Raw genomic sequence first — 25487 nt, forward strand, 5'->3', positions numbered from 1 at the left:
CGCAAAATCTGTCGGAAATTGACACGGGCTTCGTTTCAGGAAAAGGCGCTTAGGTTAACTAATACTTAACAATGCTGTGTGTCGCGCTCAGCGTGTGTGAGTCGATCCGCCGTGTCAGAGGCCAAATAGCTGTCGCTTTCCAAGGGCCACGCCAAAGGTTAGCGTGACGCCATCGCCCCTTTTGTATTTTCGGGCGGATTATTTTGGAGAGACATACCATGGCGACGTTTGACTTTACTGCGGCCAATGTGCCGTTGGACCTTTCCGCGAGTATTTTCAACTACGGCTTTGCCGAAACCGTTGAAAATGGCGGCATGTTTTCGTTCTTGAACGGCGGCAGCATTACCAGCGATGACATCGAGATTTCGGGCATAGGCCTCGGCTTTGTGGGCGGGGCGAACCCCTATACGGGGACCATTACCACGCTGGAGATTGCAGCGGACAACACGGATGAGATCAATCCCGATCTGGTCATAACGGGCGTCTCTATTGACGCCAGCCTGATTGGCAGCGTGCCTGACGCGGTGGCCCACCGTGCGGTCTATGCGGCGGCGGCGATTGGCAGTGACAGCTTTTTGTTCGGGGCCACAAACGGGGTCATGCAGGTATTCGGCGATCTTGTGGCCGTTGAGGCAGGCGCCACGGTCATCAGCCTGAATGATACGATGACAGGCGGCGGCGGTGATCAGCAACGCTTGGTCGGCGATGCGGGGCAGGTGCTTGGCAGTGCGACACTGGTCGCGGGGGATGATACGTTCGTTGGCGGCTTTCGCTTTGTCTGGGGGGATGCGGGGGATGTTTTCGCGGGGGCGACCTTTACCGGAGGCGACGATGAATACACCGAGACATTGTTTGTCGGCGTGCCCGCATCCGTAGATTTTGTAGGCGATGTCGGCGTGATCAACGGGGCGGCGGCCTCCACGGGGGGCGCGGATGTGTTCACGGGGGCCGCAGGCTCTTTGCATGGCTATACGGTATCGGGGGATGCTAATTTCATCGACAATACGAGCTTTGCGGGCGGGGCTGATACTGTCCTTTTGACGGCAGGCGGCGCCACCGCGATCTATGGCGATGCTTCTGTTGCGGGGGGCAGTGGCGCGTTTAACGCGGGCAACGATTTGTTGACCACGACCAGCGCCGCAACAGGCGACAGCCGATATTTCGGCGATGCCGATATTGCGCAAAACACGATCGCCTTTAGTGGCGGCGCGGACCGCATCTATACAGGCAGCGGAAGCGACCTTTTGGTCGGTGATATCAACCGGTTGTGGACCGGTGGTGCCACATCAATGGGCGATGACACGCTGAGCGGGCGGTCGGGCGAGGACAGCATTTACGGCGATGTGAACGAGACGAACCGCAATTTCTCAGGCGGCGATGACCGTTTGTTTGGCGGGGCGGACAACGACATTGTCGTGGGGGACCTGCACATGCTGACCTCTTTCGCCGCTGTAATCGGTGGCGCGGATGTTCTGTATGGGGATGGTGGCGACGATCTGCTGGTCGGAGACATTCTCAGCAGCACAGGCAACCTGACGGGCGGTAGTGATACGCTGTATGGCGGAGCAGGCGCGGATACGTTGTATGGCGACGCGCAAACGGGATTTGTCGGTGTCGTCGGCGATGACGTGCTGTTCGGCGGTGCGGGCGATGACGTGCTTTATGGCGATGCGCTGACGGGCAGCATGAATGGCGGCAATGATGCGCTCAGCGGCGGTGACGGGGCCGATACGCTCTACGGTAGTCTGGGCAATGACACGCTAGATGGGCAAAGCGGGGCCGACCGCCTTTTGGGCGGCGACGGGGCCGATCTGTTGCGGGGCGGGACGGCCAATGATTATCTGAACGGCGGCTTTGACGATGACACGCTGATGGGCGGCACGGGGAATGATACGCTCAACGGGCGCGGCGATAACGACATGTTGTCGGGCAATGCGGGGTCGGACATGCTGATCGGGTTCTACGGCGAAGATACGCTGACGGGCAACGGCGGTTCCGACAGCCTGTTCGGGCAAGGCAACGCCGACATGCTGTACGGCGGCAATGGCACAGACAGCCTGTCAGGCGGTGCGGCAAATGACTTGCTGGACGGGGGCGCGGATAACGACATCCTTGATGGGGGCACGGGCAGCGATACGCTGATGGGCGGTGCGGGCAACAACACGCTGCGCGGAGTTTCGGGCGTTGATTTCATCAATGGCGGTGCGGGCGATGACAGCATCGCAGGCGGCGACGGTTTCGACTTTATCTCGGGCGGGGTCGGGAATGATACGATCGACGGCGGATCGGGGATTGACCAGATTGACGGTGACGCGGGCTGCGACCTGATCACGGGCGCCATCGGCAGCGATACCATCGACGGCGGCACGGGCAACGACACGCTGATGGGGCAGGGCGGAAACGACATGCTGGAGGGCGGCGCAGGGGATGACATGCTCTCGGGGAGCGTGGGCGAAGATACGCTGCAAGGCGGTGCGGGCAATGACACGCTCTCGGGCGGGAGCGGGCCCGACATCTTTGTCTTTGCCGACGGTTTCGTCACGGATCAGGTGACCGATTGGAACGGCGTTGTCGATATGCTGGACGTCAGCAGCCTTGGCGCCGTCAACAGCTTTGCGGATTGGAGCGCCAATGCGGCCGTGGTTGGGGCGGATGTCGTGCTGACCGACGGGGCGAACAGCATCACATTCGCAGGAACTGCGTTGGCTGATTTCACCGCCGGCGATTTTATCTTCTAAGGTCATGCGCCCTTTGGACGCCTTGCGGGATCCAAAGGGCGCGTTGTTTGATCTGATCGTCAATTGAAATCCCTCGGTGGCCTGAGGCAAATCACTGTTGTTGGTGGATGCGCCTTATGCGTCAGGCGTTTTGGGCGGCGCGCCCGGCGCTGCCCTTGATCTCATCCGTCACGTTTTTAACGCGTGTCAGGGCTGCGGATGTCTTGATGCCTTTGCGCACAAACGCCTGTAGCCCCTCGATCGAGCGGGCGCAGGGTTCGATCCCCGCGCAGCGCAGCACGGTGTGGCCGTCCCGCGATTGCGCCCAACTGGTGATGCTTGCCACCCCGTTACCACGCGTCTTTTCATCTATAATCGCGTCGTCCAGTGCGGCCAGCACGACAGATGCGAACAGTTGTTGGTAGGACTGCATGGATGTGAGTGTTTGATCATGACGCATAAAGGGAACCTCTTTTACTAAAACTGTAGGGAGAGCGTGTTCTCCCGACTGCAACTGAGGGTAGTCATGCGCGGAGGACTGGGAATTTCTGGGTAGATTTTGTGACGATTTCGGGGCGCTTGGTTCGATTTTTCAAGCACCCCGATTTGGTCTGGCGTCAGTCGCGTTTGCCTGCAAACCGTTCGGCCCATTCGTCGCGCTGGTCGTCGGTGATTTTTGCAAACAGAACTTCGGGCACTTCGAAGACATGGCCTGCGGGCAGCTGGGCCACAGCTGCGGGTACATCGTCGGGCCACCCTGCATCCGCGATCTTCATGCCCGCCAACATCTTGGCCGCCGCATCGGGGATGAAAGGCGCCGCAAGACTGGCGTACAGCGGGATCAGGTTGAGCGCGAGGCGCGTCTGCGCGGCGGCGCGGTCGGGGTCGGTTTTAAAGGTCGTCCACGGTGCGCAGGCTTGCAGGTATTCGTTGCCCGCCGCCCAAATGGCACGCAGCTCTGCCGCGGATTTGCGGACCTCCATCGCGTCCATATGCTCGGCGTAGCGGGCAACGCGTGTGGTGAGGTCTGCGATCAGCGCGTTCTCGGCCTCGCCGTATTCGCCCGCCTCAGGGACCGCTTCGCCGAATTTGGAGCGGCAGAACTTGGTGATCCGGCTGACAAAGTTACCCAGCACATCGGCAAGGTCCTTGTTGGCCGAGGCTTGGAAGTTCTCCCACGTGAATTCCGCATCCGATGTCTCTGGCGCATGGGACAACAGCCACCAGCGCCAGTAGTCCGCGGGCAGGATTTCCAACGCCTGATCCATGAACACACCGCGCCCGCGCGAGGTGCTGAACTGCCCGCCGTCGTAGTTAAGGTAGTTGAAAGACTTGATGTAATCGACCAGCTTCCAGGGCTCGTTACTGCCCATGATGGTGGCGGGAAAGCTCAGCGTGTGGAAGGGCACGTTGTCCTTGCCCATAAACTGGGTATAGCGCACCTCGTCGGCACCTTTGTCCGTGCGCCACCAGCGCTCCCAATCCGATCCCTTGCCCGCATCCACCCATTCCTGCGCACAGGCGATGTATTCGATGGGCGCGTCGAACCAGACATAGAAAACCTTGCCCTCCATGCCGGGCCATTCCGCGTCCCCGCGTTTCACCGGCACGCCCCATTTCAGGTCACGGGTGATGCCGCGGTCTTGTAGCCCGTCGCCGTCGTGCAGCCATTTCTTCGCAATGGAGGTGGTCAGCACGGGCCAGTCGGTCTTGCTCTCGATCCAGTCGTTCAGGCGGTCTTTCATCTGGGACTGGCGCAGGAACAAATGCTTCGTGGCGCGCATCTCCAGATCGGTGGCACCCGACACGGTCGAGCGCGGGTTGATCAGGTCTTCGGGGTCCAGCTGTTTGGTGCAGTTGTCGCATTGATCGCCGCGTGCGTCCTCGAACCCGCAGTTGGGGCAGGTGCCTTCGACATAACGGTCGGGCAGGAAACGGCCGTCGGTCTCGGAGTAGATCTGGGACTGGTCGACTTCCTCGATCAGGCCTTCATCCGCCAGTGCGCCTGCGAAATGCTGGGTCAGGCGTTTGTTCTGATCCGAAGATGAGCGGCCGAAGTGGTCAAACGAGAGGCCGAATTTTTCGGCGATGCCGCGCTGCACGGCGTACATCTCGGCGCAGTAGTCCTCGACCGGTTTGCCGGCCTTTGCGGCGGCCAGTTCGGCGGGGGTGCCGTGTTCGTCCGTGGCACAGAGAAACAACACTTCGTTGCCGCGCTGGCGCAGATAGCGGGCATACAGGTCGGCAGGCAGCTGGCTGCCCACAAGATTGCCGAGATGTTTGATGCCGTTGATATAGGGAATGGCAGAAGTGATGAGGTGACGGGTCATGGAATACGCCTTTGGCTGATGTTGCCCGCAGCTTTAGCAGGGGCAGGCGGCAGCTTCCAGCGTGTTCACTCGGACGGTGGTTTGTCGCGGAAGCGTCCCGTCAGGCGGCCCACCACAAAGCTGGTGCGCGGGGCGTTGATATAGGCGGTGCGCTTGCGCAAGGCACGGCCCGTCCGCATCCGCGAGACGCTAAAGACGATCAGCGTGGCGTGGCCCGCAGCCAGCATCACAAACATCGCCTTGGGGCCGAAGTTCTCGATCAGGACCGAAGCGGCGTAGGGCGTGGCAATTGCACCCATGGCGAACCAGAACATCAAGGCTGCCGACAGCTCGACCCGTTCCTCGGCGGTGGCAAAGTCATGGGCATGCGCCGCAGAGACCGAGAAGATGGGAAAGGTCGTAAGGCCAAACAGCCCCGAGGCCAGCAGGATGCCCATCGGTCCAAAGCTGGCGGCATACATGCTGACCACACAGCTGCCGATAGAGGCCACGGACAGCCAGATCAGCACGCGGCGGCGGTCGAATTTATCGGCGATCCAGCCGACAGGGATTTGCGACAGCGCCCCCCCGATCACAAAGGCCAGCAGAAACCACGCGATCTGGCCCGCCGACAGGCCGACCTCTTGCCCGTAGATCGGCCCCACCATCCGAAACGCGGCCGAACTGAGCGCCGCCACAAGCACCCCCGCCACCGCCAGCGGCGAGCGCGTATAAGCCAGCGCAGGCCGCAAGCGCGGTGAATTGGGCGTCGCGGGCTGGGTCGCCTTGGTCAGTGTGATGGGCAACAGCGCGGCACAGCACAATATTGCAAGGATGTTGTAGGAGATGTAATCGGCAGGGGCCAAAATCCCGATCATGCCCTGGGCGCACATGCTGCCTGTCATATCGACCATACGGTAGCTGCCCATCGCGCGGCCGCGAGTCTCGTTCGTGACTTTTGCCTGCAACCATGCTTCGACCACGGTATAGCATCCCGCCACGCACAGCCCCGACGCCACCCGCATCAGCGCCCATGCATAGGGGTTGATGACCATCATATGCGCAATCAATCCGATGCTGCCCGCCGCCGTAAAGGCGGCAAAGGCGCGGGAGTGGCCGACAGACCCCAACAGGCGCGGCGCAAACCAGCAGCCGATGAAGAACCCCACGAAGTGTGCAGACCCCAGCATCCCGATCTCTTGCCGCGTGAACCCCAGCGCCGTGCCCGACAGCACATCCAGCGGCCCCACGCCGCCCGACGACAGCTGCAACAACACAACCGAGAAAAACAGCGCCGCAAAAGAGATCATCATCCGCATGGCCCTTGCATGCGCCTGCGCGCCGCAAAAATACAGAGAAATCCGACAAGACTGTCCTGTTTACGCCAATCTCCCCTGCTGATTTTGCAAAGCCGCCATGAATATCGGTTGCGACCGCGCCCGCACCGATTACTGTGCGGACAACTCAGGACAAATAACGGAGAGTACCATGCAGATGACCAAACTGGGCCGCACGAATATCGAGGTGTCCAAATACTGTCTGGGCTCGATGCTTTGGGGCACCAAGAACACGATGGCCGAGGGCCATGCCCAGATCGACGCGGCGCTGGACGCAGGCATCAACTTTGTCGACACAGCCGAGATGTATCCCGTCCCGCCCACGGCTGACACGGTCGGCGGATCAGAGACGGTCATCGGCGAATGGTTTGCCAAAACAGGGCGGCGCAAGGCTATGGTGCTGGCCACCAAACACTCGGGCGAGGGGCTGGGCCATATCAGGGACGGGGCACCGATTACGGCGCAAACGATCCCGCAGACAGTCGAGGGATCGCTCAAGCGGTTGCAGACCGACTATATCGACCTTTACCAATTCCACTGGCCCAATCGCGGCAGCTATATGTTCCGCAAGAACTGGACCTATGACCCGACAGGCCAAGACCGCGCCGAGACAATCCAGAACATCGAAGACTGTCTGGGTGCGCTGCAAAAAGAGGTCGACGCGGGCCGCATCCGCGCCTTCGGGATGAGCAACGACAGCGCATGGGGCCTGACCCAATGGGCCAACGCGGCCGAGCGCGGGCACGGCCCCCGCGTGTGTACCGTGCAAAACGAATACTCCCTGCTGTGCCGTCTGGCCGATACCGATCTGGCCGAGGCGCTGCACCACGAGGACATCGGCATGCTGTCGTTTTCACCATTGGCCGCAGGGTTGCTGACGGGCAAGTATCAAGACGGGGCCGCCCCTGCGGATAGCCGTCTGGTTGAAGGGGGATCAAAACTGGGCGGGCGGATGACCGACCGCGCCCCGATCGCGACCCAAGCCTATCTGGACGTCGCCGCCAAACACGGGCTGGACCCTGTGCATATGGCGCTGGCATGGGCGCGGGACCGCCCGTTCATGGCCAGCGTGATCTTCGGGGCCAGCGATATGACCCAGCTGGAGCATATTCTGGCAGGCACTGATCTGGTGCTGTCCGAGGATGTCTTGGCCGATATCGACACGGCCCACCGCGCCCATCCGATGCCATACTAGGACGAACACGACATCTGACGCCGCAAACGGTCGGCAGTCCCGCGTGATCTGCTTGCACTGTGACGTCTGAACAAAAGGAAATCCCCCATGCCCCTCGCCATGAACCGCGAAGTTTTCATCACCTGTGCCGTCACAGGATCGGGTGCCACTCAAGACCGCAGCCACCATGTGCCGCGCTCGCCCGAGCAAATCGCCGACAGCGCGATTGCCGCCGCAAAGGCGGGGGCCGCCGTGGTCCATTGCCACGTGCGTGATCCCGAAACGGGCGCACCCAGCCGCGATGTGGGCATGTTCCGCGAAGTGACCGAGCGTATCCGCGACAGCGACACCGATGTCGTACTGAACCTCACGGCGGGGATGGGCGGCGATATTGTCTTTGGCGATGTGGAAAACCCCATGGACCTGAATGCCGAAGCCACAGACATGGCAGGCGCGTCCGAGCGGATGGCCCATATCAAAGAGTGCCTGCCCGAAATTTGCACGCTGGATTGCGGCACGATGAATTTCGCCGAGGCCGACTATGTGATGACAAACACCCCCGGTATGCTGGTGGCGATGGGGCAGATGATGACCGATCTGGGCGTAAAGCCCGAGATTGAGGCGTTCGACACGGGCCACCTTTGGTACGCCAAAGAGCTGGTGGCCCAAGGGGTGCTGGACAGCCCCGCATTGGTGCAGCTTTGCATGGGGGTGAAATGGGGCGCGCCCGATGATCTGAATACCTTCATGGCGATGGCGAATAACGTGCCCGATGACTGGACGTTCTCGGCCTTCGGGTTGGGGCGCAACCAGATGGCCTATGTCGCGGCTTCCGTTCTCGCGGGCGGCCACGTGCGCGTGGGGCTGGAGGATAACCTATGGCTCGACAAAGGCGTGCTGGCGGAAAACCATGAGCTGGTCACCCGCGCCCGCGGCATCATCGAAGGCATGGGGGCCAAGCTCATCGGCCCTGAACAGGTGCGCGAAAAGCTGGGCCTGCAAAAGCGAAGCCCCGTATGAAGGCCAGCGTAAAGGCGCATATTGCGGGGATGCTGCTGCTGGCGCTGGGCGCTTGTGCAGCGACGCCTCTGCCTGATCTGGTGCCTCAGGGGCCCAGCTACCGTGACAAGGACGCGCTGATCGGGGTGACGTCGCGCTTTGACGAGGCCAAGTTCGGCGGCGTCTGGTATGTGCGGGCGGGGTTTGATCCCGCACTGGGCAAAATGGCGTTCAACTACATAGACGGGCCAAAGGGTAAGGTCATGCGCCTTGGTGTCTTTGTCTGCGACGGGGCAGGGGTCTGTGGTGATTATGCCGAAGACTTGCCCGTCACGCGTTTGGGCAAAGGACGGTTCTCGGTCACGCTGCCCAACGGGAAGACCCGCGAATTCTGGGTGCTGTGGGTGGACGAAGGCTTTCGCACGGCGGTGCTGGGCAATAAAGCGGGTGACTTTGGCTGGATCGTGGACCGCAGCACCAAGGGCGGCGCGGACCGCCTGCGTGCAGCCCGCGAAATACTGGATTTCAACGGCTACGATGTGCGCCAACTGAAAGAGATACGATGACAAAGACAGCAGCGATAATTGGGGGTGGCGTGATTGGCGGCGGCTGGGCCGCGCGGTTTGTGCTGAACGGCTGGGACGTGCAGATTTTTGACCCCGACCCGCAGGCCGAGCGGAAGATTGCGGAAGTCATGGACAACGCCCGCCGCTCTTTGCCCGGTCTGACAGATGTGGCGCTGCCGCCTGAAGGGACGATCACCTTTTGCGCCACCATTGCCGAGGCCGTGACAGGGGCCGCATGGATCCAAGAAAGCGTGCCCGAGCGGATCGAGATCAAACACACGACCTTTGCCGAGATACAGGCGGCCTGTGCTGCGGACGCGGTGATCGGCTCGTCCACTTCGGGGTTCAAGCCGTCGGAATTGCAGCAAGGGGCGGCGCGGCCCGAACAGATCATGGTCGCCCACCCGTTCAACCCTGTATACCTGTTGCCGCTGATCGAATTGGTCACCACCAATGCCGATGCGACACTGGTCGAGACCGCCAAAAAGCTGCTGACATCGCTTGGGATGCACCCGCTGCACCTGAAAAAAGAGATCGACGCCCATGTGGCCGACCGTTTCCTTGAGGCCGTCTGGCGCGAGGCGCTGTGGCTGGTCAAGGACGGCATCGCCACGACTGAAGAGATCGACGACGCGATCCGCTATGGCTTTGGCATCCGCTGGGCGCAGATGGGCCTGTTCGAGACCTACCGCGTGGCGGGCGGCGAGGCGGGGATGAAGCATTTCATGGCCCAATTCGGCCCCTGCCTCACCGCGCCGTGGACCAAGCTGATGGATGTACCCGACTTCACCGAAGAGCTGGTGGACCTGATCGCGGGCCAGTCCGACGCGCAATCGGGCCACCACTCCATCCGTGAGTTGGAGCGCATTCGCGACAACAATCTTGTCACCATGATGCGCGGGCTGAAGGCGCAGGATTGGGGGGCGGGCGCGTTGCTGAACGCCCAAGAAGCGCAGATGCGCAAAGGCACGGTGCATGGCGCTGTGGCGGCTGATCTGCCTGCGGATGCGCTGGTTGAGACAGCGCACCGGACGGTCCCGCTCGATTGGACGGACTATAACGGGCACATGACGGAATCGCGTTATTTGCAGGCCTTTGCCGATGCGACTGATCGCTTTATGCAGATCATCGGCTGCGATGCAGAGTATATTAAATCGGGCGGCAGCTACTTTACCGCCGAGACGCATATCCGCCATCTGGACGAGGTCCACGCAGGGGCCACCATCACCATACGCACCCGTGTGGTCATGGGCGCGGGCAAGAAGATGCACCTCTTCCACGAGATGCAGGAAGGCGAGCGGATGCTGGCCACGGGCGAGCATTTCTTGCTGCACGTCAGCCTTAAAACCCGCAAACCCACGCCACCCGCCGCGCATATCGAAGAGGCATTGACCCGCTTTGCGACAGGGCACGCAGGCTTGCCCGTGCCGAAAGGGATCGGACGCGCCATCGGCACAAAGTAGCCCGTGTATCGGGCCTCCTCCGCTCGGGCCTGTCTGCTGTCGCGCTAAGGCGCATTGCAGCTGTTAGGTATTCGCGCCTTCTCAAAGCACCGCGCCCATATGCATACCGCCGCTCGTAAGGGCGGCTTTTCCTTTCGCCCTCATGCGCAGATTTTCCGCGTGTACCTGCAGCTGTGCCAAGACGAGATCGCGCATCCGCTCTGGCAGGTGCGGCACAAATCGGGCATGAACGCCCTATGAATATGCCCGATTTATGGATCATCGCCACTCTGATGGCCGCCGCGTTCCAGACGGTCCGCTTTATGCTGCAAAAGGTGCTGGCGACTGCAACGCTCAGCCCTGCTGGGGCGACGTTTTCGCGGTTTGTCTATTCCGCGCCCTTCATCGCAGTCCTGCTGTGGTGGTATATGGCGCAAACGGGCGCAGCACTGCCCGCGCTTGAGTGGCGCTTTTGGGCCTTTGGCCTGCTGGGCGGGGTCACGCAAATCCTCGCCACGATCTGTGTGGTCGCCCTGTTCAAAGAGCGTAACTTCTCGGTCGGGATTACTTTCAAAAAGACCGAAGTGATCCAGACCGTGCTGGTTGGCCTGCTGTTGTTGGGCGAGCGGGTGACATGGGGCGGGTTGGGCGCGATTTTGCTGGGGCTGTTGGGCGTGTTGCTGCTTTCGGGCGGCAAGGATGCCGTGGGGCTGCGTCTGTCTGATCTGCGCAACCGCGCTGTGGGGTTGGGGCTGATGTCGGGGCTGCTGTTCGGCTTTTCCGGCGTGAGCTATCGCGGGGCCTCACTGAGCTTGGCGGTGGATGATCCGCTGTTGCGGGCGGGTGTCACGCTGTTGGCGGTGGTGCTGATGCAAACGCTGATCATGGTGGTCTGGCTGTTCTGGCGCGACCGCGCCGAGGTCGGACGCGTGTGGCGGGCGCGGCGTGTGGCGGTATGGATCGGGCTGACGTCCATGGCGGGGTCGATGTGCTGGTTCACGGCGTTCACCTTGCAAACGGCCGCCTACGTCAACGCCTTGGGGCAGGTCGAGCTGATCTTTAGCCTGTTCGCCACCACTTTGTTCTTCCGCGAAAAGATCAGCGGGCGCGAAGCCTTGGGGATGGGCGTGCTGATCCTGTCGATCCTGCTGTTGATACTGGTGGTTTAATCCACATCGGGGGCGGGCACGGGGATGCCGCGCAGACGCAAAAACGCGCTTTCTTCGTCGCTGTTGCGGAAATAGGGGACAGACTCGGGCGGCGACAGATCGCGCGCGCGGGCTTCGACCTCAGCCAGAACGACCTCGGTGATGAAGGGCATGTCAAAACTGCGGGCGTCTTTCAGGTCAACCCATTGCAGGTGCGAAAGCTCGTCGCTGGCGGCGTCGAAATCATCCAGATCACTGGCGATGGCATCGGCATCCAGCAAGAAGAACCGCGCATCAAAGCGACGCGGTCGGCCCGGAGGGGTCAGGGCACGAAACACAAATTGCAGCGCCTGTGCGTGTGGCACATGGCCCGTCGCGGCAAAGGTTTGCCAGTCCTCGGGGGCATCAATCGCCCAATCGCCCTTGGTGCCAAGGATCAGGCCCGTCTCTTCCCACAGCTCGCGGATCGCGGCGACTGGAATGGCATGGGCAAGATCGGGCGTCACGTCATCCCCGATGCGGGCAGCGCATTGAGGGGGTAGGCCATTGGCCAGCGGAATATGTGCGTCGCCTGCGTCAACCGCCCCGCCGGGAAAGACGAATTTGTTCGGCATGAACACGGCCTTGGCCCCACGCTGGCCCATCAAAACCCGCGGCGCCGTCATCCGGTCACGGATCACGATCACGGTCGCGGCGTTGCGGATGGCGGTTTTATCAATGGCGGTCATGCGTGCCCTCTTGCTCGGGGCTGTCAGGAGGTGCGTGCGAAGCCGCCCATTTCCTTGGCCCATTGAAAGCCGATCATGGCCCCCTTCAATCTGGGTAGAAGGTAGAGCGACAATCCCACGGTGCCAACCGCAAAGAGTGTGAACAGCACAATCGGTTCGGGGCGGAATTTCACAAAGACGATGTGCAACAGCGGCGCCATCAGGTGCCCGACCAGCAGCAAGGTCAAATAGGCAGGCCCGTCATCGGCGCGGTGGTGGTGCAGCTCTTGGGCGCAAACGGCGCATTCGTCATGCACCTTCAGATAGCTGTACATCAGCGGTCCGGCCCCGCAGTTAGGGCATTTGCCACGCCAACCGCGCACCATTGCTGGCAGGCGCGGACGCTCATCTGCGTCTGCGTCAGATTGGTCACTAAGAGAGTTTGCGGGCGAATTGGTCATGCCACGCTCCTTTGTGTTGCTTGGGGGATAGATGCGCCAGATAAGGAAGAATGGAAAGGTGGCGATTTGTCTCAAGGTTAAGGCCGCTGAATTTTTTTGCCGTTTTTTGCGACGGAAGCGGTGCGCTGCTGCGTATGACCCCCAACTGCACGGCAACAAGGCCATATGTGCAGATCATAAAAACGGAGAACACCATGTTTAAAGCAACCCTGACAGCAGCAGCCATTATCGCAGGTCTTGTGGCGACCACTGCCACCGCAGGCAAAGACGACGGCCACCGCGCCGCGCATTTTGCGCAGATCGACACAAATAGCGATGGCGAAATCACCGCCGCCGAGCTGTCGGCACAAGCAGCTGCGCGGTTCGCCGCGGCGGATGTTAACGGCGACGGCGCGTTGACCCCTGCGGAAATGGCTGCGACGGCGACCGGCAAGCGTAAAGAAAAGATGCTTGAGCGGTTTGACGCAGATAAAAACGGCAGCCTGAGCGAGGCCGAGATCGCCACCGCGCTGGAAGGCCGGATGGGCAAACGCATCGCAAAGCGCTTTGAGAAGGCGGATGCCGACAAAAGCGGCAGCCTGACGATTGAGGAAATGCAATCGCGCCGCGATCCTGCAAAAATGATTGCCAAGCTGGACAAAGACAGCAGCGGCGGCCTGAGCCTTGAGGAGTTTTCAAAAGGTGGCGGCCATGGCAAAGACAAAAAGAAACGTAAAGCTGACTAACGCTTGACGGATCGGACAGGGCGGCCCCCGCCGGGGCCGTCCGGTTTTGAAGGGACGCTGTGAAAGACACGAGCGATCATAGTGAGGCACGCGCAGAGGATGCGCGGTTGATCGCGGCCTATGCGGCGGGCGATTTAGCGGCGGCACGGCTGCTGTCCCAACGGTTGTCGCCGCGTGCTTATGCCCATGCATACCGTGTTCTGGGTGACAGCGCCGAGGCACAGGATGTGACCCAAGACGCGCTGCTGCGGCTTTGGAAACAGGCGCCCGATTGGGACGCGGGCCGCGCACAGGCGTCAACGTGGATCTACCGCGTGGTGGCAAATTTGTGCACCGACCGCTTGCGCCGCAAGCGCGAAGAAGGGATGGAGGAGGGGTTCGAGCCAGCCGATCCAAGCCTGAGCGCTGAAGCGCGTTTGTTAGAGCTGGCGCGACACGATGCGTTGCAATCGGCGCTTCTGCGCCTGCCAGAGCGGCAGCGGCAGGCGGTTGTATTGCGGCATCTTGAAGGGTTGGCGAACCCAGAAATCGCAGAAATACTTGACGTGGGTGTCGAGGCCGTAGAGAGCCTCACCGCTCGCGGGAAACGGGCGCTTGCGGCGGATATGGCTGCTATGCGCGATGCATTGGGATATGAGACATGACCGACCCTGACAGCTTTGATCTGGAAGCGGCATTCGAGGCCGCCCGCGCCGCGCCACCCGTGATGCCGGATGGGTTGGCCGCGCGCATCGTGGCGGATGCAGCGGCACAAATGCCGCGCGCGCCTTGGTGGCAGCGGATGATGGCCTCGGTCGGGGGGCCTGCGGGGGTGGGCGGTTTGGTGACGGCGACGGTTGTCGGCTTCTGGGTGGGGGTGGCGCCGCCCGATACCTCTGTTGACCCGCTGGCGCTGATGGGTATCGAGACGGCATTGGACGATACAAGCGATGACTTGCCCGCGTTTGGCGGGTTCGTTTGGGATAGCGAAGAAGGATAGTGCGATGACAGATACCCTCTCAAAACGGCGATGGATGCCGGTTGTTCTGGCGCTGTCTTTGGCGCTTAATCTGGCTGTGGTCGCGGCTGTTGCGGGTGCTGCATGGCGGCACAAGGGCGGCGGCGGCCCGACTGGGGGCAAGGGTGGCGGACCCATCTACCTTCAGGCTTTGCCGCCAGAGGCCCGCCGTGCGGTGCGCGGCGAAATGCGCCAGCAGCCGCGGGTGAAACTGGACAGCGCCGTGATGGTAACTGCATTGCGCCAAGAGCCGTTTGACCCCGAAGCCGCAGGCCGTGCCCTCGACGCGCAACGCGACAGCGGTTTGACCCGCTTTGCAGCAGGGCGTGCCGTTTTGTTGGACTATATCAGCAGCATGAGCGCGCAGGACCGTGCCGCCTATGCCGACCGGATCGAGGAAATTGCGCAAAAGCGCAAAGACCGCAAACAGCGTAAATAGCAGTGGAACGGCGGCTTGGGGCGGGGTGGTTTCGGTCTGTGCGCCCAAGACTGCTATGGCCCGCATTTTAGCTTTGGAATTGATCAGCCGCCTGTCCCAAAGGCTCAGGCGGCGGGCCGCGAGTGAGGCATACTGAGCGTGACGCGGTTGCGGCCTTGCATTTTTGCCCGGTAAAGCGCTTTGTCCGCACGGTTCAAAAGCGTATCCACCGTCTCCAATCGGTCGCGTTCCATATGCATCGGAGGCGACCGCATCGCGAGCCCGAGACTCACCGTGATCGACACAGGGCGGGCTGCCCCCGGAATCTTGAACGGGACATTGCCAATCGCGTGGCAGAGCCTGTCGGCGATGCTGCGGGCTGTTGCAATGTCGGCGCCTGGCATGGTGATTAGGAATTCCTCGCCCCCCATGCGGGCGATCATATCAGAGTCCCGCACAGCGCGGCGAAAGCGGCGTGCGGTTTCGACCAGCACAGCATCACCCGAGGCATGGCCATATTTGTCGTTGATCTGCTTGAAGTGATCCATATCCGCAAGGATGACGCCAAAGCTGGTGTTTGTGTCCGCGCTCTGTTCGATCATCTGGGCGGTGTGAGGCATTGCGTAGCGGCGGTTATACAGCCCTGTCAGCGGGTCGTGCATCACCTCGCGCAGGCCAGTGCGTACATTGTTCAAGATATGCGCCACCTGCCGTTTGCGGTGCAACAGCACCTGCAACCGCAAGGCCACTTCGGGCCCGTCAAAGCCAGCCGTCATCACATCATCGGCCCCCATATCAAGGGCAAGCGTGGCGCGGGCGGGATCGGCTGTGTTCTGGATGACCAGCAACGCGATATCGCGCGTGTTCGCACTGGCCCGCATGGCCGAGATCAGCCGCAAACAGTCGTCGGTTTCGGCGGCGGTATGGGGCAGGGCCAGCACCACCGCGTCAGAGGGGCTGCCCTTGTGCAACCCCGCAATCGCGTCCCGCAGCATGGTCACGCTGTACCGCGCCCGCAGGTGGGGTTGTAGCCTGCGCACCCAGCCTTGCAAAGGCGAGGCATCGGTCCCGATCAGGGAAACCGAGCTGGGGCGTACAAATTCGGCGGGTGCCTCGGCGAGGCCCAGCGCACAGGTGGTGTCCTCGCGCATTTGCCAGTCGGCGTATTGATGCTGTGCACGGATCATGTTGCGCACACGACCCAGTAAAAGCGTTTCGTTAACGGGTTTGGCCATGACATCTATCGCGCCTGCACGCAGGGTGTCGATACGAGCATCCCTGTTATCGGTGTTGGCAACGGCAAGCACGGGCAACATTGCTGTCGCACGGGTGCTGCGCAGCTTTGTGCACAACATCGCGGCCGTCCCGTCGGGCAGGTTCATGGCCGTCAAGACCAGATCAGGCGCTGATGCCTCAATCAGCGCGATCGCTTCGGCAAGCGTGCCTGCCTGTTCAACCTGATAAAAAGCTGCAGCCAGTTTCACTTTTAAAACGATGCGGTTCGTGGAAATACCGTCAACAATGAGGATTCTACCCTGCATATCCGACCCTTCCCTGCCGCTTACGTTTCAACTAGGCTTAGTATTCTGACCAATTGGTTAACAAACCGTTGAGATTGTGATTCAAATGGACCCATATAATGAGCCTTACGCAACAATCCGCTGAAACGATCGCATTGCAGTCGCTGGCTTGGCTGATCGGCAACGAAGATGTTTTGCCTGTTTTCCTTGGAGCGACAGGCGTTTCCGAGGCTGATCTGCGCAATTCCACACAAGACCCCGATTTTCTGGGCTCGGTGCTGGATTTCATCTTGATGGACGATGCGTGGGTGATTGCGTGTTGTGATCTGCAATCCATCCCTTACGAGCGGCTGATGGAGGCGCGACAATCCTTGCCCGGTGGTGGTCAGGTGCATTGGACATGAGTGCGGCGGCGATCAAGGCGCTTTGTTTCGACAAAGACGGAACGCTTTTCGATTTCGCCGCCACATGGGAGGCATGGGCAGAGGCGGTTTTGCTGCGGGCTGCTCGGGGCGATACAGAGCACGCCACGCGGGCAGGGGCTGCGATCGGGTTTGATCTGGCGCGGGGCATGTTCGCGCCCGACAGCATCGTGATTGCGGGCACACCGGACGAGGTTGCCGAGGTGCTTTCGCCCCATTTCCCGGATATTTCCGAACCAGATTTCCTTGCGATGCTGAATGAGGAAGCCGCCCGCGCCCCGCAAGCGCCTGCCGTGCCCTTGCGCCCGCTTTTGGAGGCGCTTCGCACGCGTGGGTTAAAACTGGGCGTGGCCACCAATGACAGCGAGGCCCCCGCGCGGGCGCATCTGGGGCAGGCGGGTGTGACCGAGATGTTCGATTTCATCTCGGGATACGACAGCGGTTTTGGCGGCAAGCCTGCGCCGGGGCAGCTGTTGGCCTTTGCGCAGGCGGTTGGCATCGAGGCGGGCCAGATCGCGATGGTGGGCGACAGCACCCATGACCTGCACGCGGGCCGTGCGGCGGGCATGCAGACGATTGCTGTGCTGACAGGGGCGGCAGGTGCCGATGTTCTGGCTCCTTTTGCGGATGTGGTCCTGCGCGACATCGGTGAAATTCCCGCGTGGCTGGATCGTCAGTCCTAGGCGCTTTGGGTTCAAAAGCGACATAACCTGTCGTCAATGGATAGGCCGCTTGGGTTTCGGTCGGGCTTTCTGGACCTGACCCAACCGCAGGAGACCGCCATGACAGATGCCCCCAAACGCAGAACCCGAGGCGGTGGCCGCGCAGGTGCCAAGACGCGGCGCGGCACCTCCGTGATTGAACAGATGCCATGGAAGCCCCCCGTCAACATCGATCGCCCGACAGAGCCGCTGGGCCCTGAAGGGGTCGAGGCGGTGCATGACGGTGCGATGCGCATCCTAGAGGAGATCGGGATCGAGATCCTGAATGCGGAGGCCTTGGAGATTTTCCGCAAAGCGGGCTGTACCATCGACGGCGAAAACGTCCGCATGGGCCGCGAGATGGTCATGGAATACGTCAAGATGGCCCCATCGGAGTTTACGATCACGCCGCGCAACCCGGACCGTAAAATCACCATCGGCGGCAAAAATCTGGTCTTTGGCAATGTCTCGTCGCCGCCGAACTATTGGGACATGGCGCTGGGACGAAAGGTCCCCGGCACCCGCGAGATGTGCCGCGATCTGCTGAAACTCACCCAGTATTTCAATTGCATCCACTTCGCGGGCGGCTATCCGGTGGAGCCTGTGGATATTCACGCCAGCGTGCGCCATCTGGACGTGCTTTATGACAAGCTAACGCTGACGGATAAGGCGATGCACGCCTACAGCCTTGGCAAAGAGCGGGTCGAGGACGTGATGGAGATGGTGCGCATCTCGGGCGGGTGGAGCGATGCCGAGTTCGAGGCCAGCCCGAAGATGTACACCAACATCAACTCGACCTCTCCGCTGAAACACGACCACCCGATGCTGGACGGCTGGATGCGGATTGCGCGGCGCAATCAGGGGCTTGTGGTGACACCCTTCACACTGGCGGGGGCGATGGCGCCAGTGACCATGTCGGGGGCGGTGGCGCAATCGCTGGCAGAGGCGCTGATCGCGGTGGTTTTGGCACAGATCATCCGCCCGGGCGCGTCGGTGGCGATTGGCACGTTCACCTCGAACGTGGATATGAAGACAGGCGCGCCCGCCTTCGGCACGCCCGAATACATGCGCGCCACGCAGATGACGGGGCAGTTGTGCCGCTATTACGGGCTGCCGATGCGCAGCTCTGGCGTCTGTGCCGCCAATGTGCCTGACGGCCAAGCCATGTGGGAGACGTCCAATTCGCTTTGGGCTGCTGTGCAATCGGGCACCAACATGGTCTATCACGCCGCAGGCTGGCTAGAGGGCGGGCTTATCGCCTCGCCCGAGAAGTTCATCATGGATTGCGAGATTTTGCAGCAAATTCAACGCTATATGGAGCCTGAAATTTCCGCTACAGGTCCCGACGAGATTGCGCTGGATGCGATTAAATCTGTCGGCAATCAGGGCCATTTCTTTGGCATCCAACACACGCAAGACCGCTATACCACCGCCTTCTACCAACCTTTCCTGAGCGATTGGACCAACTATGAAGGCTGGGAGATCGCGGGCGGCATCTGGACCCAAGAGCGCGCGCACCACATGTTCAAAGAGATCGTCGGCAGCTTTGAGGCACCACCGATGGATGTGGCGATCCGCGACGAGCTGGCAGCCTTTGTCGCGCGGCGCAAAGCGGAAGGCGGCGCGCCAACGGACTTTTAACCAATCTTCCACTTAACCCCCCTGCGTTATCCTGTTGTTAACCTGACTACGCCCAAATGCCGGCGGGACAGGAGTGAGATGTATCATGCACGGGCTGATAAACCGCAGTATCCAGAACTATATGATCGACAACCACGGGGTCGAGGCATGGCGTACCGTAGCGGCCCGCATCCGATTGTCCCCGCCCGAATTCGAGGCGATGCTGAGCTATCCAGATGCGATCACAGGCGCGGTTCTGGATGCAATAGCCGACTATCTGCACCGTCCGCGCATAGATGTGATGGAGGATGTCGGCGCCTATCTCGTCTCGCATCCCAAAACCGAAGCGGTGCGCCGCCTGCTGCGCTTTGGTGGCGTGAATTTCGAGGATTTTCTGCATTCGCTGGATGATCTGCCCGATCGTGCCCGCATGGCCGTGGCCGAACTGCACATCCCCGCGATTGAGCTGCACCCCCACGCCGAGGGGCGCTTTAGCCTTGTGTGTCATAGCCCGATGGAAGGGTTCGGGCATTTTATGATGGGGGTCTTGCGGGTGATGGCAGATGACTATGGCGCGCTGGCGCTGCTGGAACTCGAAAGTTGCGAGCGGAACTACGAGACAGTGCGCATCCAGCTGATCGAGACTGATTTCACGGACGGGCGCGCGTTCGAGCTGGGCGTGCAGGCATCATGAGCAGGATAACGACACCAGAGGTTCTGGATATTCTGTGCCCCATGCATGTGGTGCTGAACTCGGACGGCGTGATTACCCATGTTGGTCCCACAACCAAAAAGCTGCGGCCCGATGCGCCATTTGTCGGTGAGGCATTTCTGGATACGTTTCGCCTGATGCGCCCAAGGGGCATCACCACGCTGGAGCAATTGTGGGCGGCCAAACACGTCAAACTTCACCTGCAAATGAATGGTACCATGCCTGCGCGGTTAAAGGGGGTGTTGGTGTGCAATCCCGATGGCAGCGCAGTCGTGAACCTGTCGTTCGGCATTTCGATCATTAACGGGGTGCGCGACTATGCGCTGACCAACGCCGATTTTGCGGCCACGGATCTGGCCATCGAAATGCTCTATCTGGTTGAGGCAAAGTCCGCCGCGATGGAGGCGTCGCGCAAGTTGAACCTGCGCCTACAAGGGGCCAAGGACATGGCCGAGGAGCAGGCCTATACCGATACGCTGACGGGATTGCGCAACCGCCGTGCGCTGGACCGCATGTTGGAGCAGTTGCTGGAAGCGAATATGCAGTTCGCTGTCATGCACATCGACCTTGATTACTTTAAAGCCGTGAATGACACCTTGGGCCATGCGGCGGGCGATCATGTGCTACAAGTCGTGGCGCAGGCCATGCTGGAAGAGACGCGGACCTCGGACACGGTGGCCCGTGTGGGCGGGGATGAATTCACCGTCCTGTTGCCCCAAGTCTCTGATCTGGAGGTGCTGGAACGGGTCGGCCGCCGCATTATCGACCGGATTGAGGTGCCGATCCCGTTTGCCGGCAATCTGTGCAACATCTCGGCCAGCATCGGCACTGTCTGGATCCAAAGTAGCAAGGTAGCCACCCGCGAAACCGTGATGGAGGATGCGGACATCGCGCTCTACGCCTCTAAAAACAAGGGCCGCGCCCGTCAGACGTTGTATACGCCCGACCTGCGCGAAGGCGCGAATTTCACAACACCCCCGAAAGGGCGCGGCAACGAGAAGTCCTGACAGGTGGCGCCATGCGGTAATATGGGGCCAATTTGCACTGCACCGCAGGAAACAGTTTGTCCGCATCCTGCATCTGTAGACCGTTTTGCGAAACATGCGTAAAGACGGGGGCATGACACACCGCCGCTCGCTCTTTACCCGTATCCGCAACCGCCTGTCGCAGGCGCTGCGCCGCCGCCGCTTTGCCCGTACGGTCGAGCATGTGCATGGCGCGGGATTTGACGTGCCCAAAGGCGCTGTGCTGGCGATTGTTCTGGTGCGCGATGGTGGCTACTACCTTGATGCGTTCTTTGACTATTACCGCCGCCTTGGCATCACGCATTTTGCCTTCATCGACAACGGCTCGACCGATGATACCATCGAACGGATTAAAGCGCAGGACGGTTGTGTGATCGACCGCGCCGTGCTGCCGCTGGCGCAATACGAGGACCTGATGCGCGCCTATCCTGCCCAGACCTACGGGCGCGACCGCTGGTGTCTCTACGTCGATATGGACGAACAGTTTGATTTCGTGGGCCGCGATGCCCACGGCCTGCCTGCCTTGCTGCGGTATCTGGAGGGGCAGGGCCACACTGCGCTGATGGCCCAAATGCTCGAGATGTTTCCAAACGCGCCTTTGGACGCGGTAAAAGACCTGTCCTTTGCCGCGGCGCTGAAGGCGTTCCAGCACTACGACATCAGCACCGTGGACAGCTACGATTACCACTCGGACCAGATCGAGTTTTCGGCGCTGCTGGCTGGCAACAGGCTTGCGTCGGACGCGCTCAAGTTCAAATTCGGCGGTGTGCGCGGCAAGGTCTTTGGCGAGGCGTGCTGCCTGAGTAAACATCCGCTGATTTTCAACGGCGCAGGGGTGATCCCCGCGCCACATCCACATCTGTCGCAAAACGTGGTGGTCAGCGATATGTCCGCCGTCATTCGCCACTATAAATTCGCCGGCAATATCGCCGCCCGCGATGCCGCCACGGCCGCCAGCGGTGACTTGGCCCATGGCGAAGACGCGGCGCGGTTGCAGGTGATGGGGGCGGGCGCGCCGCTGTCGCTCTATTCTGACGCGGCGCAGACGTGGCACGGGCTGGCACCGCTGCAAAAGGCGGAGTTTCTTGTGCGGTCGGAAGCCTATGAGGCGACCCTCACATGAGGATCGCCGCCGTTGTCATTGGCCGGAACGAAGGGGCGCGGCTGATCGCCTGCCTTGATGCGCTGGCGGATGTGTCGCCTGTGATCTACGTCGACAGCGGCTCTACCGACGGGTCCGTGGCGGCGGCGCAGGCGCGGGGCGCGCAAGTGGTGAGCCTTGATATGACGCAGCCGTTCACAGCAGCGCGGGCGCGCAACGCGGGTCTGGCGCAGGTGCCAGCGGATGTGGCGCTGGTGCAGCTTCTGGATGGCGATTGTGTCGTGCAGGCGGGATGGATTGCGGCTGCGACAGCGTTTCTGGAGGACCACGCGGATGTGGCCGTGGTCTGCGGACGCCGCCGCGAGATGTATCCGCAGGCCTCCGTCTATAACGCGCTGATTGATACGGAATGGGACACGCCCGTGGGCGAGGCGCTGGCCTGTGGCGGAGACGCCTTGATGCGGGTTGAGGCTTTGCGTGCTGTGGATGGCTACAACCCTCACCTCATTGCGGGGGAGGAGCCCGAGATGTGCGTGCGCCTGCGCCAAGCGGGCTGGCGCATCTGGCGTCTGGACGCCGAGATGACAGCCCATGACGCGCAAATCACGCGGTTTTCGCAATGGTGGCAGCGTAGCAAACGCGCGGGCCACGCCTTCGCCGAAGGGGCCGCCCTGCATGGCGCGGCACCCGAGCGGCACTGGGTGGCCGAGACGCGCCGTGCGCTGTTGTGGGGCGCGGCAGGGCCGCTGCTGATTGTGCTGCTAACGGTGCTGTTCGGGCCCATCGGGCTGTTTGCTGCCCTTGTCTATCCGTTGCAAATGCTGCGCCTTGCCCGCAGGGGCGGGACCGCATGGGGCGTGTTCAATGTTCTTGGCAAATTCGCCGAGGCGCAAGGCGCGTTGGGGTACTATCTGGGCCGTTTGACAGGCCGCAAGAAAGCATTGATCGAATATAAGTAGCCTAGCGTTTGCGCCATGCCTCTGCCGCCAGTCCGGGCAGGATGGCAAAGCACTTGGCATAGCGTGGCACCATGCGCACAGGGCTTTGCAGTGCGCGCCACAACCATTCAAGCGCTAGCGCCCGCATGATCTTGGGCGCACGCACCTGATGGCCCGACAGGAAATCCAACCCCGCCCCGATAGAGGCAAACCCCACAGCGGGCGCCTTGTCCCGCGCAAAGGCGGCGAACAGCTCTTGCTTGGGCGCGCCAAGGGCGATGAAGCACAGCCGCGCACCGCTGGCATTCAGCATTTCGCAAATTTCCTTGGCGGCGGCACCCGTGGGGTCGAACCCATAGGGCGGGGCATGGGCCAGCACGATGTTCACGCTCGGCACGCGGGCCTCCAGCGCGGCCTTGGCCCCTGCCAGCGCGGCGTCAGAGCTGCCCATCAGGGCCACTGGCATGGCCATCTCCGCCGCCAGTTCGGTCAACGGGATCACCAGATCAGAGCCGGGCATCAGCTCTAGCGGTTGGCGGGCAATCTGTGACAACCAGATGATCGGCCGCCCGTCCGCAACCACCAGATCCTGCGCACGGTAGGCACTGGCAAAGGCGGGCTCATGCGGTAATTTGGTCAGATGATCGAGGTTCAGCGTCGCCAGCGCGAATCCGCGGCCTTGTGCAAAACGCTCCCGCACCGCCTGAAACAATGCGCCGCGTGTGGGCATATTGACTTCGACCTCGGCATTATTCTTGCCAAATTTCATGCAGCACCTGTGCAGCAAGGCCACATGCCGTGGCGCGATCTAAGGGGGGAATTTTCCAAATTATATCTTCACTTCAACGGGTTGCGCGGTATGCGCATCGGGCGTCATATCGCTTTGCCGCAAACTACCGTGATGACATGGCGCGGCCAAGAGTGTATTTACCCGCATCCACGACCCTGTGGTCCTAAAGAGAGCGTGATGCCCAACTCGATTGCCTATCTGATGTTGCTGATCTGGCCGTTCGTCTGCCTTGTGCTGTTTCGCACTCAGAAGGTTGAGCGGGCGGTGGTCTGGTCCATCCTTGGTGGCTATTTGCTGCTGCCGCCTCTGGCCGAATTCAACCTGCCGCTGGTGCCGTCGATGGACAAGGTCTCGATCCCGAATGTGAGCGTGCTGGCGATCTTGCTGTTTGCCACTGCCCAGAAGGTGCGCCTGTGGCCCGAGGGGCGGTTGGCGCAAATTCTGGTGGTGCTTTTGGTCTTTTCGGCCATTCCTACCGTGCTGACCAACCGCGAACCGATCCTGTTCGAAGTCTTGCGCGATGCCGACCCGATCCTGTTTTTGGTTGACGCCCTTCCGGGCCAATCGGTGCGCGACATCGGCTCGGTTCTGATCGGGCAGGTGTTGACGATTGTGCCCTTCCTCGTGGCCCGCCAATTCCTCAGCTCCGAGGAAGGCCTGCGCGAAATCCTGTTGGGGCTGATGGTGGGGGCGCTGGTCTATTCGGTGCCGTCATTTACGGAAATACGTGTGTCGCCACAGATGAACATCTGGGTTTACGGGTTTTTCCAGCATAGTTTTGAGCAGACCATCAGGGCAGGCGGCTACCGCCCTATCGTGTTCTTGCCGCATGGTTTGTGGTTGGCGCTGTTTGTCTGCACGGCCGCGATGGCGGCGGCGGCACTGGCGCGTGTCACACCTCGGCTTGACCGATGGAAGGCGGTGCTGTGGACGCTGTATCTGGTGGTGTTTTTGTTGGCATGTAAAAGTGCGGCGTCAATTGTCTATGGCTTGCTGCTGGTGCCGTTCATCTACTTTGCCCCGCGCCGCTGGCTGGTACTGCTTGCCACGTTGTTCGCGCTGATTGCTGTGACCTATCCGATGCTGCGCAACCTCAATCTGGTGCCGACGGATGCGATTGTCGCCAAAGTGGCCGAGGTCAATCCCCACCGCGCCCAATCGCTTGGGTATCGGTTCAATAACGAGGCGCAATTACTTGAACGCGCGGCAGAAAAACCCGCATTCGGGTGGAGCGGGTGGGGCCGCAGCCTTGTGCGCGACAGCGAAGACGGAGAGATTTTGACCATCCCAGACGGGCGCTGGATCATCGTGTTCGGCAGCGTTGGCTGGCTGGGATATATCGCAGAATTCGGGCTGTTGGCTTTGCCGCTTTTGTTGATGGGGGCCTATGTGATCCGCAACAAACAGGTCGAGCTGTCGCCCTATATTGGGGCGGTGACGCTGATCTTGGGGATTACGCTGATAGACATGCTCTTGAACGCGACGCTGACCCCGTTTACCTGGCTCACGGCGGGCGCGGTCCTGGGCTATGCCGAGCGTTTGAACCCGCGAAAAGCGCATGTGCCCCGCCACGCGTTGCGGCAAAAACCGGTCATGGCGGGCACCACAGCCGAAGGCAAACGCACGGTTTTGTAGCGCTCCCGCCCCCGTGCCAAAG

General features: G+C 61.3%; 25 protein-coding genes. 18 read left to right on the forward strand and 7 right to left on the reverse strand.

Annotated features, from left to right (window positions below; all coding sequences use genetic code 11):
* The first annotated feature begins 218 nt into the window (after positions 1-218).
* Positions 219-2738 (forward strand): calcium-binding protein, encoded by a 2520-nt coding sequence (locus ABMC88_RS13440; protein WP_349577414.1) that lies wholly within the window; start codon positions 219-221, stop codon positions 2736-2738.
* 121 nt (positions 2739-2859) lie between these two features.
* Here ABMC88_RS13440 and ABMC88_RS13445 read toward each other — a convergent pair whose 3' ends face one another.
* The 3 genes from ABMC88_RS13445 to ABMC88_RS13455 form a co-directional block, all read right to left on the reverse strand.
* Complete coding sequence (locus ABMC88_RS13445; protein ID WP_349577415.1) at positions 2860-3177, reverse strand: DUF6280 family protein; 318 nt, start codon at positions 3175-3177, stop codon at positions 2860-2862.
* Between the two features lie 157 nt (positions 3178-3334).
* Entirely contained in the window at positions 3335-5047 is a 1713-nt protein-coding gene (metG, locus tag ABMC88_RS13450) for a methionine--tRNA ligase (protein ID WP_349577416.1), read from the reverse strand.
* A 65-nt stretch (positions 5048-5112) separates the two neighbouring features.
* A complete protein-coding gene (locus tag ABMC88_RS13455) occupies positions 5113-6345 on the reverse strand; it encodes an MFS transporter (RefSeq protein WP_349577417.1) in 1233 nt (410 codons plus the stop codon).
* A gap of 169 nt (positions 6346-6514) precedes the next feature.
* Here ABMC88_RS13455 and ABMC88_RS13460 point away from each other — a divergent pair, with 169 nt between their 5' ends.
* The 5 genes from ABMC88_RS13460 to ABMC88_RS13480 all read left to right on the forward strand — a co-directional run bounded on the left by ABMC88_RS13460 (position 6515) and on the right by ABMC88_RS13480 (position 11713).
* Positions 6515-7558 (forward strand): aldo/keto reductase, encoded by a 1044-nt coding sequence (locus ABMC88_RS13460; protein WP_349577418.1) that lies wholly within the window; start codon positions 6515-6517, stop codon positions 7556-7558.
* A gap of 87 nt (positions 7559-7645) precedes the next feature.
* Positions 7646-8557: a 3-dehydrocarnitine:acetyl-CoA trimethylamine transferase BcoG gene (bcoG, locus tag ABMC88_RS13465; RefSeq protein ID WP_349577419.1), complete on the forward strand. Its 912-nt coding sequence runs from the start codon at positions 7646-7648 to the stop codon at positions 8555-8557.
* Positions 8554-9102, forward strand: coding sequence for a lipocalin family protein (locus ABMC88_RS13470; protein WP_349577420.1), 549 nt, complete (start codon positions 8554-8556; stop codon positions 9100-9102). Before bcoG ends, ABMC88_RS13470 begins: the two co-directional genes overlap by 4 nt.
* Positions 9099-10565 carry a carnitine 3-dehydrogenase gene (locus ABMC88_RS13475; RefSeq protein WP_349577421.1) on the forward strand — a complete coding sequence of 489 codons (1467 nt, stop codon included), beginning with the start codon at positions 9099-9101 and terminating at the stop codon, positions 10563-10565. Before ABMC88_RS13470 ends, ABMC88_RS13475 begins: the two co-directional genes overlap by 4 nt.
* 242 nt (positions 10566-10807) lie before the next feature.
* On the forward strand, positions 10808-11713 hold the full coding sequence (locus ABMC88_RS13480; RefSeq protein ID WP_439655608.1) for an EamA family transporter: 906 nt from the start codon (positions 10808-10810) through the stop codon (positions 11711-11713).
* Here ABMC88_RS13480 and ABMC88_RS13485 read toward each other — a convergent pair.
* Positions 11710-12420: an NUDIX hydrolase gene (locus ABMC88_RS13485; protein WP_349577423.1), complete on the reverse strand. Its 711-nt coding sequence runs from the start codon at positions 12418-12420 to the stop codon at positions 11710-11712. The genes ABMC88_RS13480 and ABMC88_RS13485 overlap by 4 nt on opposite strands.
* 23 nt (positions 12421-12443) lie before the next feature.
* Positions 12444-12860 (reverse strand): DUF983 domain-containing protein, encoded by a 417-nt coding sequence (locus tag ABMC88_RS13490; RefSeq protein ID WP_439655602.1) that lies wholly within the window; start codon positions 12858-12860, stop codon positions 12444-12446.
* Between the two features lie 194 nt (positions 12861-13054).
* Here ABMC88_RS13490 and ABMC88_RS13495 point away from each other — a divergent pair, with 194 nt between their 5' ends.
* The 4 genes from ABMC88_RS13495 to ABMC88_RS13510 are packed head-to-tail and all read left to right on the forward strand — an operon-like array spanning position 13055 to position 15021.
* Positions 13055-13585, forward strand: a complete 531-nt coding sequence (locus tag ABMC88_RS13495) for an EF-hand domain-containing protein (protein WP_349577424.1) — start codon at positions 13055-13057, stop codon at positions 13583-13585.
* 59 nt (positions 13586-13644) lie between these two features.
* On the forward strand, positions 13645-14229 hold the full coding sequence (locus ABMC88_RS13500) for an RNA polymerase sigma factor (RefSeq protein WP_349577425.1): 585 nt from the start codon (positions 13645-13647) through the stop codon (positions 14227-14229).
* Positions 14226-14564: a hypothetical protein gene (locus ABMC88_RS13505; RefSeq protein WP_349577426.1), complete on the forward strand. Its 339-nt coding sequence runs from the start codon at positions 14226-14228 to the stop codon at positions 14562-14564. The genes ABMC88_RS13500 and ABMC88_RS13505 overlap by 4 nt, the downstream gene beginning before the upstream one ends.
* Positions 14565-14568: 4 nt before the next feature.
* Positions 14569-15021, forward strand: coding sequence for a periplasmic heavy metal sensor (locus ABMC88_RS13510; RefSeq protein WP_349577427.1), 453 nt, complete (start codon positions 14569-14571; stop codon positions 15019-15021).
* Positions 15022-15125: 104 nt separating this feature from the next.
* On the opposite strand, the gene ABMC88_RS13515 is transcribed toward ABMC88_RS13510, so the two are convergent.
* A complete protein-coding gene (locus ABMC88_RS13515; RefSeq protein ID WP_349577428.1) occupies positions 15126-16541 on the reverse strand; it encodes a diguanylate cyclase in 1416 nt (471 codons plus the stop codon).
* Positions 16542-16639: 98 nt separating this feature from the next.
* On the opposite strand from ABMC88_RS13515, the gene ABMC88_RS13520 reads away from it, so the two are divergent.
* The 7 genes from ABMC88_RS13520 to ABMC88_RS13550 all read left to right on the forward strand — a co-directional run bounded on the left by ABMC88_RS13520 (position 16640) and on the right by ABMC88_RS13550 (position 23061).
* Positions 16640-16924, forward strand: coding sequence for a DUF3572 domain-containing protein (locus ABMC88_RS13520; protein ID WP_349577429.1), 285 nt, complete (start codon positions 16640-16642; stop codon positions 16922-16924).
* Positions 16921-17625 (forward strand): HAD family hydrolase, encoded by a 705-nt coding sequence (locus tag ABMC88_RS13525; protein ID WP_349577430.1) that lies wholly within the window; start codon positions 16921-16923, stop codon positions 17623-17625. Before ABMC88_RS13520 ends, ABMC88_RS13525 begins: the two co-directional genes overlap by 4 nt.
* Before the next feature lie 99 nt (positions 17626-17724).
* Positions 17725-19284 (forward strand): trimethylamine methyltransferase family protein, encoded by a 1560-nt coding sequence (locus tag ABMC88_RS13530; RefSeq protein ID WP_349577431.1) that lies wholly within the window; start codon positions 17725-17727, stop codon positions 19282-19284.
* Positions 19285-19369: 85 nt separating this feature from the next.
* Positions 19370-19957, forward strand: coding sequence for a heme NO-binding domain-containing protein (locus tag ABMC88_RS13535; protein ID WP_349577432.1), 588 nt, complete (start codon positions 19370-19372; stop codon positions 19955-19957).
* On the forward strand, positions 19954-20982 hold the full coding sequence (locus ABMC88_RS13540) for a diguanylate cyclase domain-containing protein (RefSeq protein WP_349577433.1): 1029 nt from the start codon (positions 19954-19956) through the stop codon (positions 20980-20982). Before ABMC88_RS13535 ends, ABMC88_RS13540 begins: the two co-directional genes overlap by 4 nt.
* Positions 20983-21094: 112 nt before the next feature.
* Positions 21095-22123, forward strand: coding sequence for a glycosyltransferase family 2 protein (locus ABMC88_RS13545; protein ID WP_349577434.1), 1029 nt, complete (start codon positions 21095-21097; stop codon positions 22121-22123).
* Positions 22120-23061 (forward strand): glycosyltransferase family 2 protein, encoded by a 942-nt coding sequence (locus ABMC88_RS13550; RefSeq protein WP_349577435.1) that lies wholly within the window; start codon positions 22120-22122, stop codon positions 23059-23061. Before ABMC88_RS13545 ends, ABMC88_RS13550 begins: the two co-directional genes overlap by 4 nt.
* 1 nt (position 23062) lies before the next feature.
* On the opposite strand, the gene ABMC88_RS13555 is transcribed toward ABMC88_RS13550, so the two are convergent.
* The gene (locus ABMC88_RS13555) at positions 23063-23809 is read right to left on the reverse strand and encodes a WecB/TagA/CpsF family glycosyltransferase (protein WP_349577436.1); all 747 of its coding nucleotides are present in this window, start codon (positions 23807-23809) and stop codon (positions 23063-23065) included.
* Positions 23810-24007: 198 nt separating this feature from the next.
* On the opposite strand from ABMC88_RS13555, the gene ABMC88_RS13560 reads away from it, so the two are divergent.
* Positions 24008-25465, forward strand: a complete 1458-nt coding sequence (locus tag ABMC88_RS13560; protein WP_349577437.1) for a hypothetical protein — start codon at positions 24008-24010, stop codon at positions 25463-25465.
* Positions 25466-25487 lie beyond the last annotated feature (22 nt).

Source organism: Sulfitobacter aquimarinus, from assembly GCF_040149565.1.
GTDB classification, from domain to species: domain Bacteria; phylum Pseudomonadota; class Alphaproteobacteria; order Rhodobacterales; family Rhodobacteraceae; genus Sulfitobacter; species Sulfitobacter aquimarinus.

What these genes read in the sequence shown, in the direction of transcription:
- ABMC88_RS13440 (WP_349577414.1), top strand. Translation starts at nt 219, where the DNA reads ATGGCGACGTTTGACTTTACTGCGGCCAATGTGCCGTTGGACCTTTCC.
- ABMC88_RS13445 (WP_349577415.1), bottom strand. Translation starts at nt 3,177, where the DNA reads ATGCGTCATGATCAAACACTCACATCCATGCAGTCCTACCAACAACTG.
- metG (WP_349577416.1), bottom strand. Translation starts at nt 5,047, where the DNA reads ATGACCCGTCACCTCATCACTTCTGCCATTCCCTATATCAACGGCATC.
- ABMC88_RS13455 (WP_349577417.1), bottom strand. Translation starts at nt 6,345, where the DNA reads ATGCGGATGATGATCTCTTTTGCGGCGCTGTTTTTCTCGGTTGTGTTG.
- ABMC88_RS13460 (WP_349577418.1), top strand. Translation starts at nt 6,515, where the DNA reads ATGCAGATGACCAAACTGGGCCGCACGAATATCGAGGTGTCCAAATAC.
- bcoG (WP_349577419.1), top strand. Translation starts at nt 7,646, where the DNA reads ATGCCCCTCGCCATGAACCGCGAAGTTTTCATCACCTGTGCCGTCACA.
- ABMC88_RS13470 (WP_349577420.1), top strand. Translation starts at nt 8,554, where the DNA reads ATGAAGGCCAGCGTAAAGGCGCATATTGCGGGGATGCTGCTGCTGGCG.
- ABMC88_RS13475 (WP_349577421.1), top strand. Translation starts at nt 9,099, where the DNA reads ATGACAAAGACAGCAGCGATAATTGGGGGTGGCGTGATTGGCGGCGGC.
- ABMC88_RS13480 (WP_439655608.1), top strand. Translation starts at nt 10,808, where the DNA reads ATGCCCGATTTATGGATCATCGCCACTCTGATGGCCGCCGCGTTCCAG.
- ABMC88_RS13485 (WP_349577423.1), bottom strand. Translation starts at nt 12,420, where the DNA reads ATGACCGCCATTGATAAAACCGCCATCCGCAACGCCGCGACCGTGATC.
- ABMC88_RS13490 (WP_439655602.1), bottom strand. Translation starts at nt 12,860, where the DNA reads ATGACCAATTCGCCCGCAAACTCTCTTAGTGACCAATCTGACGCAGAC.
- ABMC88_RS13495 (WP_349577424.1), top strand. Translation starts at nt 13,055, where the DNA reads ATGTTTAAAGCAACCCTGACAGCAGCAGCCATTATCGCAGGTCTTGTG.
- ABMC88_RS13505 (WP_349577426.1), top strand. Translation starts at nt 14,226, where the DNA reads ATGACCGACCCTGACAGCTTTGATCTGGAAGCGGCATTCGAGGCCGCC.
- ABMC88_RS13510 (WP_349577427.1), top strand. Translation starts at nt 14,569, where the DNA reads ATGACAGATACCCTCTCAAAACGGCGATGGATGCCGGTTGTTCTGGCG.
- ABMC88_RS13515 (WP_349577428.1), bottom strand. Translation starts at nt 16,541, where the DNA reads ATGCAGGGTAGAATCCTCATTGTTGACGGTATTTCCACGAACCGCATC.
- ABMC88_RS13520 (WP_349577429.1), top strand. Translation starts at nt 16,640, where the DNA reads ATGAGCCTTACGCAACAATCCGCTGAAACGATCGCATTGCAGTCGCTG.
- ABMC88_RS13525 (WP_349577430.1), top strand. Translation starts at nt 16,921, where the DNA reads ATGAGTGCGGCGGCGATCAAGGCGCTTTGTTTCGACAAAGACGGAACG.
- ABMC88_RS13530 (WP_349577431.1), top strand. Translation starts at nt 17,725, where the DNA reads ATGACAGATGCCCCCAAACGCAGAACCCGAGGCGGTGGCCGCGCAGGT.
- ABMC88_RS13535 (WP_349577432.1), top strand. Translation starts at nt 19,370, where the DNA reads ATGCACGGGCTGATAAACCGCAGTATCCAGAACTATATGATCGACAAC.
- ABMC88_RS13540 (WP_349577433.1), top strand. Translation starts at nt 19,954, where the DNA reads ATGAGCAGGATAACGACACCAGAGGTTCTGGATATTCTGTGCCCCATG.
- ABMC88_RS13545 (WP_349577434.1), top strand. Translation starts at nt 21,095, where the DNA reads ATGACACACCGCCGCTCGCTCTTTACCCGTATCCGCAACCGCCTGTCG.
- ABMC88_RS13550 (WP_349577435.1), top strand. Translation starts at nt 22,120, where the DNA reads ATGAGGATCGCCGCCGTTGTCATTGGCCGGAACGAAGGGGCGCGGCTG.
- ABMC88_RS13555 (WP_349577436.1), bottom strand. Translation starts at nt 23,809, where the DNA reads ATGAAATTTGGCAAGAATAATGCCGAGGTCGAAGTCAATATGCCCACA.
- ABMC88_RS13560 (WP_349577437.1), top strand. Translation starts at nt 24,008, where the DNA reads ATGCCCAACTCGATTGCCTATCTGATGTTGCTGATCTGGCCGTTCGTC.